This window comes from Streptomyces sp. NPDC018029, from assembly GCF_044327655.1.
Taxonomy (GTDB): domain Bacteria; phylum Actinomycetota; class Actinomycetes; order Streptomycetales; family Streptomycetaceae; genus Streptomyces.
The window spans coordinates 708,562-721,064 of the sequence record NZ_JBIRFV010000003.1 but is presented as its reverse complement, the minus strand read 5'-3'; the positions used below and the strand labels follow the sequence as shown (position 1 = coordinate 721,064).

At 72.2% G+C, this 12,503-nt stretch carries 12 protein-coding genes; 6 read left to right on the top strand and 6 right to left on the bottom strand.

Translation table 11 applies throughout. The features are described from left to right. Positions 1-16 precede the first annotated feature (16 nt). Together ACH4D5_RS11935 and ACH4D5_RS11930 are read left to right on the top strand one after the other, a co-directional pair. The gene (locus tag ACH4D5_RS11935) at positions 17-958 is read left to right on the top strand and encodes an amino acid ABC transporter permease (RefSeq protein WP_398301079.1); all 942 of its coding nucleotides are present in this window, start codon (positions 17-19) and stop codon (positions 956-958) included. Further along, complete coding sequence (locus ACH4D5_RS11930; RefSeq protein WP_398301077.1) at positions 955-1,716, top strand: amino acid ABC transporter ATP-binding protein; 762 nt, start codon at positions 955-957, stop codon at positions 1,714-1,716. The genes ACH4D5_RS11935 and ACH4D5_RS11930 overlap by 4 nt, the downstream gene beginning before the upstream one ends. 82 nt (positions 1,717-1,798) lie before the next feature. Here the strand turns inward: ACH4D5_RS11930 and ACH4D5_RS11925 are convergent, their stop codons facing one another. Next, complete coding sequence (locus ACH4D5_RS11925; RefSeq protein ID WP_398301075.1) at positions 1,799-2,572, bottom strand: class I SAM-dependent methyltransferase; 774 nt, start codon at positions 2,570-2,572, stop codon at positions 1,799-1,801. A 101-nt stretch (positions 2,573-2,673) separates the two neighbouring features. On the opposite strand from ACH4D5_RS11925, the gene ACH4D5_RS11920 reads away from it, so the two are divergent. Further along, entirely contained in the window at positions 2,674-3,324 is a 651-nt protein-coding gene (locus ACH4D5_RS11920) for a CGNR zinc finger domain-containing protein (protein WP_398301073.1), read from the top strand. Here the strand turns inward: ACH4D5_RS11920 and sodX are convergent. Further along, positions 3,207-3,641, bottom strand: coding sequence for a nickel-type superoxide dismutase maturation protease (gene sodX / locus ACH4D5_RS11915; protein WP_398301451.1), 435 nt, complete (start codon positions 3,639-3,641; stop codon positions 3,207-3,209). The two genes, ACH4D5_RS11920 and sodX, sit on opposite strands and share 118 nt — an antisense overlap. A 144-nt stretch (positions 3,642-3,785) precedes the next feature. On the opposite strand from sodX, the gene sodN reads away from it, so the two are divergent. Beyond that, positions 3,786-4,181 carry a superoxide dismutase, Ni gene (gene sodN / locus ACH4D5_RS11910; protein WP_187811750.1) on the top strand — a complete coding sequence of 132 codons (396 nt, stop codon included), beginning with the start codon at positions 3,786-3,788 and terminating at the stop codon, positions 4,179-4,181. A gap of 75 nt (positions 4,182-4,256) precedes the next feature. Here sodN and ACH4D5_RS11905 read toward each other — a convergent pair whose 3' ends face one another. Together ACH4D5_RS11905 and ACH4D5_RS11900 are read right to left on the bottom strand one after the other, a co-directional pair. Further along, positions 4,257-4,904 (bottom strand): response regulator, encoded by a 648-nt coding sequence (locus tag ACH4D5_RS11905; protein ID WP_398301071.1) that lies wholly within the window; start codon positions 4,902-4,904, stop codon positions 4,257-4,259. A gap of 82 nt (positions 4,905-4,986) precedes the next feature. Beyond that, on the bottom strand, positions 4,987-6,993 hold the full coding sequence (locus tag ACH4D5_RS11900; RefSeq protein ID WP_398301069.1) for a sensor histidine kinase: 2,007 nt from the start codon (positions 6,991-6,993) through the stop codon (positions 4,987-4,989). A gap of 136 nt (positions 6,994-7,129) precedes the next feature. Here ACH4D5_RS11900 and ACH4D5_RS11895 point away from each other — a divergent pair, with 136 nt between their 5' ends. After that, on the top strand, positions 7,130-8,128 hold the full coding sequence (locus tag ACH4D5_RS11895) for a lysostaphin resistance A-like protein (RefSeq protein ID WP_398301067.1): 999 nt from the start codon (positions 7,130-7,132) through the stop codon (positions 8,126-8,128). A 143-nt stretch (positions 8,129-8,271) separates the two neighbouring features. After that, positions 8,272-10,335 (top strand): GTP-binding protein, encoded by a 2,064-nt coding sequence (locus ACH4D5_RS11890; protein WP_398301065.1) that lies wholly within the window; start codon positions 8,272-8,274, stop codon positions 10,333-10,335. 14 nt (positions 10,336-10,349) lie between these two features. On the opposite strand, the gene ACH4D5_RS11885 is transcribed toward ACH4D5_RS11890, so the two are convergent. Continuing rightward, on the bottom strand, positions 10,350-11,282 hold the full coding sequence (locus ACH4D5_RS11885; RefSeq protein ID WP_398301063.1) for a sigma-70 family RNA polymerase sigma factor: 933 nt from the start codon (positions 11,280-11,282) through the stop codon (positions 10,350-10,352). Between the two features lie 63 nt (positions 11,283-11,345). Next, the gene (locus tag ACH4D5_RS11880) at positions 11,346-12,284 is read right to left on the bottom strand and encodes an oxidoreductase (protein WP_398301061.1); all 939 of its coding nucleotides are present in this window, start codon (positions 12,282-12,284) and stop codon (positions 11,346-11,348) included. Between the last annotated feature and the right edge of the window lie 219 nt (positions 12,285-12,503).

Sequence of the window (12,503 nt, the reverse complement as noted above, 5' to 3'; positions counted from 1 at the left end):
CTGAAAGGCCACTCACGTGACCCCAGACATCTCCAAGAAGGGCCCGGCGGACGACGTCCCCACGGCCCGCCCGGCGGAGGCCATCAAGGCCATCCCGGTCCGGCACTTCGGCCGTTACATCGCCGCGGTCCTGGCGATCGGCGTGCTCGCCTCGATCGTCTACGCCTTCTCGCAGGGCGACATCAACTGGGGCGCGATCCCCGACAACTTCTTCGACGAGCGGATCCTCAAGGGTGTCCGCGAGACGCTGATCCTCACCTTCCTCTCGATGCTCATCGGCGTCGTGGGTGGCGTGATCCTTTCGGTGATGCGTCTGTCGAAGAACCCGGTGACCTCGTCGATCGCCTGGTTCTACATCTGGTTCTTCCGCGGTACGCCGGTCCTGGTCCAGCTCTTCGTCTGGTTCAACCTCGGCTTCGTCTTCGACTACATCAACCTCGGCCCGGTCTACAAGGACGAGTGGTCGGACTTCATGACGCCGTTCCTGACGGCGCTGCTCGGCCTCGGCCTCAACGAGGCCGCGTACATGGCGGAGATCTGCCGCGCCGGCCTGCTCTCGGTCGACGAGGGCCAGACCGAGGCCGCGCACGCGCTCGGCATGAGCCACAACAAGACGCTGCGCCGCGTCGTGCTGCCGCAGGCGATGCGCGTCGTCGTGCCGCCGACGGGCAACGAGTTCATCAACATGCTCAAGACGACGTCGCTGGTCGCCGCCGTCCAGTACTACGAGCTCCTCAAGTACGCCCAGGACATCGGCACGTCGTCCGGCGCGACGGTGGAGACGCTGCTGCTCGCCGCCTGCTGGTATCTGATCATGACGTCGATCCTCAGCGTCGGACAGTTCTACCTGGAGCGTTACTACGCGCGCGGTTCGTCGCGCTCGCTGCCGGACACCCCCTGGCAGAAGATCAAGGCCAACATGCTGTCCCTCAACAGCCCGCGGGGAGGCACCGCATGACCGCCATGGTGAAGTCCGAAGGCGTCCACAAGTCCTTCGGCAACGTAGAGGTCCTCAAGGGCATCGACCTGGAGGTCAAGTCGGGTGAGGTCTTCTGCCTCATCGGCCCGTCCGGCTCCGGCAAGTCGACGTTCCTGCGCTGCATCAACCACCTGGAGAAGATCAACGCCGGTCGGCTGTACGTCGACGGGGAGCTGGTCGGCTATCGCCAGAAGGGCGACAAGCTGTACGAGCTGAAGGACAGCGAGGTCGCCCTCAAGCGCCGGGACATCGGCATGGTCTTCCAGCGCTTCAACCTCTTCCCGCACATGACGGCCCTCGAGAACGTCATGGAGGCGCCGGTCCAGGTCAAGGGCATCGCGAAGGCCGAGGCGCGGGAACGCGCCGGCCAGCTCCTGGAGCGCGTCGGCCTCGCCGACAAGGCGGGCAACTACCCCTCCCAGCTCTCCGGTGGCCAGCAGCAGCGCGTGGCGATCGCCCGCGCGCTGGCGATGGACCCGAAGCTGATGCTGTTCGACGAGCCGACGTCGGCGCTCGACCCCGAGCTGGTCGGTGACGTGCTCGACGTGATGCGCGACCTCGCCGAGAGCGGCATGACGATGGTCGTCGTCACCCACGAGATGGGCTTCGCCCGCGAGGTCGGCGACAGCCTCGTCTTCATGGACGGCGGCGTGGTGGTCGAGTCGGGCAACCCGCGGGACGTCCTGACGAACCCGCAGCAGGAGCGCACGCAGTCGTTCCTGTCGAAGGTGCTGTAACCGCGCCCTGTAAGGGGCGCCGGGAAGGGGCGGTACGGATCACTGATCCGTACCGCCCCTTCCGTTGACGGCTGCTTGACGGCTACTTCAGGCCGAGAACCATCGCGTCGGAGGGCGAGGCCCACACCGTCCGCGCCTCGGCGAACCCCGCCTCGCGCAGCGTCCGCGCGTGCCACTCGGGCGACGGGGTGTCGCCGTCCGCGTGCTCGCCGTAGATCTCGAAGCGCTTGGCGGTGGGCTCGGCGAGCACCGGGTCCTTGGCGGCGAGCTGCCACCATTCCTTCCAGTCCACGGCGCCCTCGGCCTTGGCGCGGTCCATCCGGGCGTGGCGCTGGGCGCGGTCGGCCTCGTTCAGACGCGGTGTCGCGGGGTCGGGCATGTGGTCGGCGTTCATGAAGACGCCGCCGTCGCGGACGAGGCCGGCGACCTGGCCGTAGAGCGCGGCGAGCGGCTCGCTGAACAGCCAGTGCAACGCCGTCGCGGTGAGCACGGCGTCGTACGAGTCGTGGGGCAGCGCGGCGGTCCAGTCGGGGTCCTTCAGGTCGGCGGTGACGAAGGTGACCCGGTCGTCGCCGGCGAAGGTGCCCTCGGCGATGGTGAGCAGGGCGGGGTCGAGGTCGACGCCGACGCTCGTCGCGTCCGGGAACCTCTTGAGCAGCCGGTCCGTAATACTTCCCGTACCGCACGCCAGATCGAGGACGCGCGGCGCGGTGCCGACCACGGCCTCGACCATGTCGAGCATGATGCGGAACCGCTCCTCGCGGTCCGGGAGGTACCACTGCTGCTGCCGGTCCCAGCTGTCCTGCCAGGCGCGCCAGTCGGTGCCGGCCTCGGTCCCGGTCCCCGTCTCCGTCATCAGAAACCCTCCACTACGAAAGACACGTAATACCCTGGTACCGCAATCGGCCATTACCGGCCGATGGGAATGACCATAGCCCGCCCCCGTAAGGACTACAAGTGGAACTGGCCTATTACTCGGACTACGCCGTACGCCTGGTCAACAGCGAGGAGCCGGGCCGCAACAAGGACACGCTGACGTCCGTCGAGGCGATCAGGGAGCTGTTCGGGCCGAGCACGCAGATGGCGCGCCGCGCGACGGACTCCGACGTCACGCGCTTCCGTTCCGTGCGGGCCAGGCTCCGGGCGGTCTTCGAGGCGGCGGACGGCGGCGACGAGACGCTCGCGGTCGACCTGCTGAACTCACTGCTCCTGGAGTTCCCCGTCAGCCCGCAGATCTCGGGCCACGACCACCGGGACGACGACGGCCGCCCCCTGTGGCACCTGCACCTGGCGGACCACCCCTCGAACGCGACGGCAGGGTACGCCGCGATCGCCGCGATGGGCCTCGCCTTCCACCTCACCGAGCACGGCGTGGACCGCCTCGGCCTGTGCGAGGCGGCACCGTGCCGCAACGCCTACCTCGACACGTCCACGAACCGCTCCCGGCGCTACTGCTCGGACCGCTGCGCGACCCGCGCCAACGTCGCCGCCTACCGCGCCCGGAAGCGCCTGGAGACGGAGCGGTCCGCCGGCACCGGCCGCACGGCCCCGAGCGCCCAGCGCACCAGTGCGAACGGCGAGCGGCGGCCGGGCGCCGGCGGCCGGTAGCGGAACCGCACCTTGCCGAGGACGAGCTCCTCGGGGACGACGCCGTAGTCCGTGCTGTCGCCGCCCGCGAACGCGTTGTCGCCGAGCACCCACCAGCCGCCCCCGCGCCGCTCCTTGGCCCGCTTGACCACCAACAGGTCCTGCTGGAACGGATGGCACAGGATCACCACGTCACCCGGACGCACCCGTGCCCCCCACTGCACGAGCAGCCGGTCCCCGTGGTGCAGCGTCGGCACCATCGAAGGACCCGTCACCTCCGCGGCGCCCCACGGCACGACGGCCCTCCCGCGCTCGCCCTCCTGCGACAGCTCCGGCATCACCGGCACCTCCCCGGTCCTATCCTCCACCAGTCCCAGTCTGACCCTGGACTTTTGTCCTAAGCCCAAGGGGGCACTCGCGAAAACACGTCTCTCACGGAGTAATGTCCCACCTGAGAAGACGATCACGAGGAGGACAGCACCATGCTTTCCCGCCTGTTTGCCCCCAAGGTGAAGGTCAGCGCCCACTGCGACCTGCCCTGCGGCGTGTACGACCCGGCCCAGGCCCGTATCGAGGCGGAGTCGGTCAAGGCCGTGCAGGAGAAGATGGCCGCCAACGACGACGCGCACTTCCAGGCGCGCGCCGTGGTCATCAAGGAGCAGCGCGCCGAGCTCGCGAAGCACCACGTCTCGGTGCTCTGGAGCGACTACTTCAAGCCCCCGCACTTCGAGAAGTACCCGGAGCTGCACCAGCTGGTCAACGACACCCTCAAGGCCCTCTCGGCCGCGAAGGCCTCGACGGACCCGGCCACGGGCCAGAAGGCGCTGGACTACATCGCCCAGATCGACAAGATCTTCTGGGAGACGAAGAAGGCCTGACGCACCGCGTCGGACCCCTTCACGCTTCGTCCGACAGCACCCGGCATCCGCGCGGAGCCGGGTGCTGTCGGCGTTTCACCTCGTCCGTGGTCTGGCCAGACCCAGGTCGTACGCGAGGATCGTGGCCTGCACGCGGTCGCGCAGGCCCAACTTGCCGAGGACCGCGTTGACGTGGGACTTCACCGTGCCGGTGGTGACGCCGAGCGCGTCGGCGATCTCCGCGTTCGTGTGTCCCGCGGCCACCAGGGTCAGGACCTCGCGCTCCCGGGGCGTGAGGGCGTCGAGGAGTTCGGGGTCCGGCGCGGGGGCCGTGCCGGCGAACGCGTCGATCAGGCGGCGGGTCACGGTGGGGGCGAGCATCGCCTCGCCCGAGGCCACCACCCGGATGCCGGCGAGGAGTTCCTCGGGCTGCGCGTCCTTCAGGAGGAAACCGGAGGCACCGGCGCGCAGGGCGTCGTGGACGTAGGCGTCCTGGTCGAAGGTGGTCAGGACGAGGACGCGCGGGGCGGACGTGCCGGGCGCAGCCGTGAGCAGGCGGGTCGCCGTCAGGCCGTCCATGCCCGGCATGCGGATGTCCATGAGGACGACGTCCGGGGCGTGCTCGGAGGCGAGCTGCACGGCGTGGGCGCCGTCCGCCGCCTCGGCCACCACCCGGAGGTCCGGTTCCGCGTCGACGATCGCGGCGAATCCGGCGCGGACGACGGCCTGGTCGTCGACGACCATCACCCGGATGGGGGTGGCGGCCGTCGGGTGCTCGGTGGTGATGGGGTGCCTCCTTGGGCAACGGGCGGGTGGGAGGGGCGGATCAGGACGACACCGGCACGGGTCGTGGGTGCGGGCGCCGCTCGGTCACGTCGCCGGGGGCCGCGGCCTCCCGCAGCGCGGCCAGCAGCTCGCGCATCGCGGACAGGCCCGCCCGTGCCTCCGCGGCGACGCCGTCCAGGTCGCCCGCCTCGGCCCTCGCGACCACGGCGTCGGCGTGCCGCAGAACTTGGCCGCGGAGTTCCGCGGCGATGCGGCGGCGCTCCTCGTGGGCCTCGGCGACCGCCGACCACACCGTCGCGGTGAGGGCGTGGTCCTCCCAGGCCCTGACGCGTTCGCGCCGCGACCGTACGACCGCGCCGAGGCCCCAGACCGCGGCCGTCGGCGGCAGGAAGACCACCCAGAGCAGGACGCACAGGAAGAGGAGGAGGCCGGAGCCGCCGTCCTCCTCCAGGTGCGCGATGCCGTCGGCCGACGCCAGGGCGATCGAGGTCACGGCCAGACCGGCCGCCGCCACCCCCGGCGCGCACCACGTGGTCCGCGCCGGACCCGCGAACGCCCCCACCGCGTACACCGCCACGCACTCCGCGATGCCGCCCGCCATCACCAGGCACAGCGCCACCGCCGGCGACAGCAGTCCGGACGCGAGGCCGAGCGGTCCGAGCAGGGCCGTGGCGAGGACCGCGCACAGCACCGCCCAGGGCGCCCGGCGCCGCCACAGCAGCGGGAGCGCGTGCGCGACGGCGGGCGTGAGGGCGAGCGCGGCCGCCGCGGGTTCCTCGACGAGGACCGCGAAGAGCGGCAGCGTGGCGACGGCCAGGGCGATCGCCACGTCCGACAGGTCCAGGCCGCGCAGGGCGGGGTGGCTCACGGCCCGGTGCCGCAGGGGGCCCGTGGTGCGCGGGAGCCGGGCGCGCACCGACCAGCCGGGGCCGTCCGGGCGCGGCCCGGCCGCCAGCGTGCCGCCGAGCGCCGCCGCCCGCTCCCGCATGCCCGCCGTGCCGCGCCCGGAACCGAGCCCCTGCCGGCCGGCCGCGGGGACCGCACCGGGCGCCGCGCCCGCCGCGCCGTCGTCCTCGACAGTGAGGACCACCGCGCCGTCGGGCTCCGCGGCGTGGATCCGGACGCGCACCGCCGCCCCGGGCGCGTACCGGAGGGCGTTCGTGAGGGCCTCGCGCACGATGCCGAACGCCGCGTCGGCCACCGGCCCCGTCAGCGCCGCCAGGTCCGGCGCCACGTCCACGAACGGGCGCGGGCCCAGCCGGGCGAAGCCGGCGGCGAGTTCGTCGACGCGGTCCGCCAGGGCGCTCTCCTCGTCCGCCGCCGAGGTGCGCATCAGTGCCACCAGGCGGTGCAGCGCCGTCAGGGTCTCGCGCCCGGCCTCGGCGGCGAACTCCAAAGCCTGCACGGTCAGTTCGGGCCTGCGGTCGCCGAGCCGCAGCGCGGCGTCCGCGGTGACCACGACCGAGGTGAGGTGGTGCGCGCTGACGTCGTGCAGTTCGCGGGCGAGCCGCTCGCGTTCGGTGAGGGCGGCGCGGGCCCGTTCGGACTCGGCCCGCGCCAGGTCCCTGGCGGCGGCCCGGCGCCCGGCGAGCCAGCGGCGGCGGCTGCGGCCGAGGCCCGCGACGGTCAGGAAGAGCACGCAGTTGACCGCGGCCTCGCCGCAGGCCTCGACCGCCGAGTCGAGCAGCAGGGCCGAGCGTCCCGCCTCGCAGACGGCGAGGGCGGAGCCGACGACGGCGACCGTCCGCCCCGGACAGCGCACCGCGACCGAGTACAGGGCGACCAGCAGGCTCAACGCGTGCAGGAGCGTCGCGTCCTCGGGCAGGAACAGACAGGCGACGAGGGCGGCCTCGACGGTGACGGCCGAGGCCACCGGGCGGTGGCGGCGTACGCCGAGCGCCGCGGTGATCACGACCGCGGCGGTGAGCGCCGCCGCGAGCTGGCCGGCCCCGACCGGATCGTCCTCGCGCAGGGTGCGGCCCGGCCAGTAGGCCAGCTGCTGGATCGCCAGCAGGACGGGCAGCAGCCAGTTACGTATCCGGTCCATATCGGCCACGATGATACGGAGGGGGTGCGCCCGCCCCCGGAGCGGATTCCGCGGGGACGTGTCTATCTCTGGTTGGAGAGCACGATCGTGCCGGCGGGCGACGTCCGGGCCCGGCACCGACGGAATGCTGGTGGGCATGACGACGACGCCCCACCCGCACCACCCGCCGCACCCCGCGTACGGCGCACCCTGGCCCCACCCTCCCTACGAGCCGGTGCCGCCCGTCCCCGCGCCGCCGCTCCCCTATCACCGCCTCGCCCTGTCCACCGGCCGGCACCGCTGGTGGCGCCCGCTGGCCGGTACCTGCTTGGTGCTGGGCGGCACCGTCGTCGTCATGCTGCTGGTGCTGCTGGTCAGTGAGATCGCGGGAGCGGTCCTGGACCGGCCCGTGGGCAAGGACGGGTTCCGCGTCTGGGGCGGCATCGGCGAGACGGGGCAGGGCCTGCTGTCGCTCGCTCTGGTCACGCCCGTGGTGTTCCTCGCCGCGCGCTGGGCGCAGCGGCGCCCGGCGGGCACCCTGTCGTCGGTGGCCGGACGGCTGCGGTGGCGCTGGCTCGGGCGGTGCATGGCCGTCGGGCTTCCGCTGGTGACCGCTTCGCTGGGCGTCATGCTGCTGTTGCCCGAGGCGTCGGGCGGCGGCTCGGACGGCATGGAGTGGGCCGGTATGCCGGACTTCCTGCTCGGCCTCGCGATGGTGTGCGTGCTCGTGCCGTTCCAGGCCGCGGCCGAGGAGTACGCGTTCCGGGGCTGGCTCGTCCAGGCGGTCGGCGCCTGGTGCCGCTCGCCGTGGGTGGCGGTGCTGCCGCAGGCCCTGCTGTTCGCGGCGGCTCACGGCTGGGGCACGCCGTGGGGCTTCGCGGACCTCGTGGTGTTCGGTGTGGTCGCGGGTGTGCTGACGGTCCGTACAGGCGGCCTGGAGGCGGCGATCGGCCTGCACGTGCTCAACAACCTGCTGGCGATGGGCGTCTCGGCCGCGATCGCCGGTGCCCTCGCCTCCGACGAGACGGCCGCGGACATGGACGGCCTTTCGGTGGCCGTCGACGTGGCGATGCTCTGCGGGTACGCGGCGACCGTGCTGTGGCTGGCCGGCCGGCACCGGATCGCGACGGTCTCCCCGAAGGCGGCGGGGGCCTAAATCGGTTGCCGCCCCGGGCTGCCGCCTGCTGCACTGGCGGCAGCCGGAGAGAGCCGGCGGAGTCTGCGAAGGAGAAGAAATGCGGCGTTCGCGCATGTCCCACGTGAAAGGAATCGACACTTCCCCAAAGGACATGACGCTCCGTGCATTCAACTGCCCCGCACACTCTGAACCTGGGCATCCTGGCCCACATCGACGCCGGTAAGACCAGCCTGACCGAGCGGCTCCTGCACGCCGCCGGTGTCATCGACGAGATCGGCCGCGTCGACGACGGAACCACCCGGACCGACTCCCTCGCCCTGGAACGACAGCGCGGCATCACCATCAAGTCCGCCGTCGTCTCCTTCTCCCTCGACGGCACGACCGTCAATCTGATCGACACCCCCGGCCACCCGGACTTCATCGCCGAGGTGGAGCGGGTCCTCAGCGTGCTCGACGGCGCCGTGCTCGTGGTGTCCGCAGTGGAGGGCGTCCAGGCGCAGACCCGTGTCCTGCTGCGGACGCTGCGCCGGCTGCGCATCCCCACGCTGATCTTAGTGAACAAGGCGGACCGCCGCGGCGCCCGCTGCGCGGGCGTCCTGCGGCACATCGCCGACCGGCTGACCCCCGGCATCGTCCCGATGGGCACGGTCTCCGGGCTCGGCACGCGCGGGGCCGCCTTCACCCCGTACACCGGCGGGAGCGCCGAGGCCGGGGGCTTCACGGCCCGACTGACCGAGCTGCTCGCCGAGCACGACGACACGCTCCTCTCGGCGTACGTCGACGACGCGGCGTCCCTCTCGTACGACCGTCTCCGCGCCGAACTGGCCCGGCAGACCCGGGACGCGCTCGTGCACCCGGTCTTCTTCGGGTCGGCGGTGACGGGAATGGGCATCCGGGAACTCACGGACGGCATAAGGGAGTTCCTGCCTTCCTCGACCGGGGACGCCGAAGGCCCGGTCTCCGGGTACGTGTTCAAGGTCGAGCGGGGCGCGGCCGGGGAGAAGATCGCGTACGTACGAGTGTTCACGGGCACGGTCCGCACGCGCGACCGCCTGGCCATCGGTGGTGGTGACGGCGGGGCGGCCCGCGAGGGCAAGGTGACGGCCGTCAGTGTCTTCGAGCAGGGCTCGGACGTGCGGCGCCAGGAGGTCCGCGCCGGGCAGATCGCCAAGCTGTGGGGGCTGGGAGACGTCAGGATCGGAGACGTGATCGGCGTACCGCGCGAGGGCGTCGAGCCCGGCGGCCGCTTCTTCGCGCCGCCGACCCTGGAGACGGTCGTCACCCCGCTGCGCCCCGCCGACCGCGGCGCCCTGCACCTCGCGCTCACCCGGCTCGCCGAGCAGGACCCGCTGATCGACCTGCGGCAGGACGACCTCCGCCAGGAGGTGTCGGTCTCGCTCTACGGCGAGGTGCAGAAGGAGGTCATCCAGGCGACGCTCGCCGAGGACTTCGGGCTCGACGTCTCCTTCCGGGAGACCACGACGATCTGCGTGGAGCGGGTCGTCGGCACCGGCGCGGCGTTCGAGATCATCGACAAGGACCCCAATCCGTTCCTCGCCACGGTCGGGCTGCGGGTGGCGCCCGCGCCGGTCGGCGCCGGGGTCGATTTCCGGCTCGGCGTCGAGCTGGGGTCGATGCCGTACGCGTTCTTCAGGGCCGTCGAGGAGACCGTCAGGGAGACGCTGCACCAGGGCATCCACGGCTGGCGCGTCCCCGACTGCACGGTGACGATGACGCACGCCGGCTACTGGCCGCGCCAGAGCCACGCCCACGGCACGTTCGACAAGAGCATGTCCAGCACCGCCGGGGACTTCCGGAACCTGACGCCGCTGGTCCTGATGGACGCGCTGCGGGAGGCGGGCACGGTGGTGCACGAGCCGATGCACCGCTTCCGGCTCGACGTGCCCGCCGACACGGTCGGCGCGGTCCTGCCCGTACTCGCCCGGCTGCGCGCCGTCCCGCACTCACCGACGGCGAACGGAGCGTCGTACCGCCTGGAAGGAGACATCCCCGCACAGCAGGTGCACGCGCTGGAGCAGCTGCTGCCCGGACTCACGCGCGGCGAGGGCGAGTTGGAGTCCGCCTTCGACCACTACGAGCCGGTGCGCGGCCCCACGGTCCCGAGGCGCGAGCGGACGGACCACGATCCGCTCCACCGCAAGGAGTACCTGCTGCGGGTGGTGCGCAGGACCGGCGCCGCCACGGCCGCCGACGCCACCCCGTGATGTCCCGTGATGTCTCAGGCGTCCGTCAGGGACCGGGTCAGGCGCCGCAGCCGCTCGCGGTCCGCGATGATGTCGATCTCGACGATCCTGCCGTCCACCACCGTGAAGGACCCGAGCGAGACCGCCTCGCCGCCGGGGAGCCCGACCAGGCCGGGGAGGCCGTTGACGAGCACCATGTGCTGGTCCGCGGCGCCCCGCGCGAACAGCGCGGCCTGGCCGGCCACCGCCGCCGCGCCCCGCACCACCTTCGACAGGCCGGAGGACAGTTCGCCGGTGTCGGCGCGCAGCACGACGTCCGGGTCGAGGAGTTCGAGGAGCGCGTCGAAGTCGCCGGAGCGCGTGGCCGCCATCCACGCCTCGACGACCTCGCGCTGCTTGGCGACGTCGGTCTCGGCGGCCGGTGTCGCGTCCCGCACCCGGCGGCGGGCCCGGCTCGCCAGCTGCCTGGTCGTCGCCGCCGAGCGCTCGACGACGGGCGCGATCTCGTCGAAGGGCACGGCGAACAGGTCGTGCAGCACGAACGCGAGGCGTTCGGCGGGCGCCAGGGTGTCGAGTACGACGAGGAGCGCGAGGCCCACCGAGTCGGCGAGCAGCGCCTCCTGCTCGGGGTCGGCCGCGTCGACGCGCGTCACGACCGGGTCCGGGACGTGCGTCTCGCCGAAGGCCTGGAGGGACGCGTCCAGGGAGTCCTCGCGCCGGGACTGCCGGGAGCGCAGCAGGTCGAGGCAGATGCGGCCGACGACGGTGGTCAGCCAGCCGCCGAGGTTCCGCACCTGCCCCGCGTCCGGCCCCGCTTCGGTGCGGCTCAGCCGGAACCAGGCCTCCTGCACCGCGTCCTCGGACTCGCTCAGCGAGCCGAGCATGCGGTACGCCACCGCGTTCAGCCGGGGCCTGTGCTCCTCGAACCGTGCCGCGAGGGCGAGTTGACCCGATGCGCTCTCCGTCATCCTTCAATTGAACAGTAGACCGAGGCGGAGCCGCCGGCGTGGGGCAGACACAGCAGCCTCGCGTCAGGCGGTGGCGCGGAACGCGAAGCGCACAGAGGTGAGTTCCTCCGAGAGGTCCCACAGCCTGCGCCCGCTCTCCGCGTCCGCGGCCCGCGACGCCAGCTCCACCGTCTTCGGCGCGCCGCGCAGTTCGGCCATCCCGTCGGGGCCGATGAACTGGCCGCCCGTCACGCTCGGGTCGGTCGCCGCGAACAGCGTAGGCAGTGCACCCTGGGCGGGCGTCTGGGCGAGCGGCAGCAGCAGCCGCCCGAACAGGAACTTCACCATGCCCGCGGGCGAACTCGTCTGAAGGTTGGTCGAGGTGTAGCCGGGGTGGGCGAGCAGGCTGCGCACCGGGCTCCCCGCCGCGGTCAGCTTCTGGTGGAGCTGCCAGCCGAAGACGGCGTTCGCCAGCTTCGACTGGTTGTAGTAGCCCATCGACGAATACTTGCGCTCGCCGTTGATGTCGTCGAAGAAGAGCTTCGCCTGACGGTGGTTGGGAGAGCTCACGGTCACGACGCGGGGGTCGTCCCCGGCTTCCAGGAGGTCGAGCAGCAGCCCGGTGAGCGCGAAGTGGCCGAGGTGGTTGGCGGCGAACTGCAGCTCGTGGCCCTGGGGGCTGAGCAGCCGGTTCGGCGGCGCCATCAGGCCGGCGTTGTTGACGAGCACGTCCAGGCGCGCGTGATCCGCGTGCAGCTCGTCCGAGAAGGCGCGGACGGAGTCCACGTCCGCCAGGTCGACCCGCCGCACCTCCAGGGCGGCGTCCGGGATCTCGGCGGTGAGCTGCTCGACCGCGGCCTGGCCCTTGGCCTCGTCGCGCACGGCGAGGATCACGCGCGCGCCCTTGCGCGCCAACGCCCGGGTGGTCGCGAAGCCGAGGCCGCTGTTGGCTCCGGTGACGACGATGAGGCGGTTGCTCTGGTCGGGGATCTGCTCGGCGGTCCAGCCGCGCTGATTACTCATACGACACAAGCTGCCTCACGTGACACTGAGTGTCAATCCTTGCCTTCGATGCCTCCCCCTGCCTTTAATGCCGTTGCGTACTTTCAATGCTGCCGCTGCCGGACCGCGCCCGCCTACCTCTCTCTGCAACTGACGGCCCGCATCGGCCTGTCCGCCGCCGTGGCCGTGCTGCGGAATTGGAGCACGGGGGGGGGAAGGGGTGGAGGACTCGGCCGCACT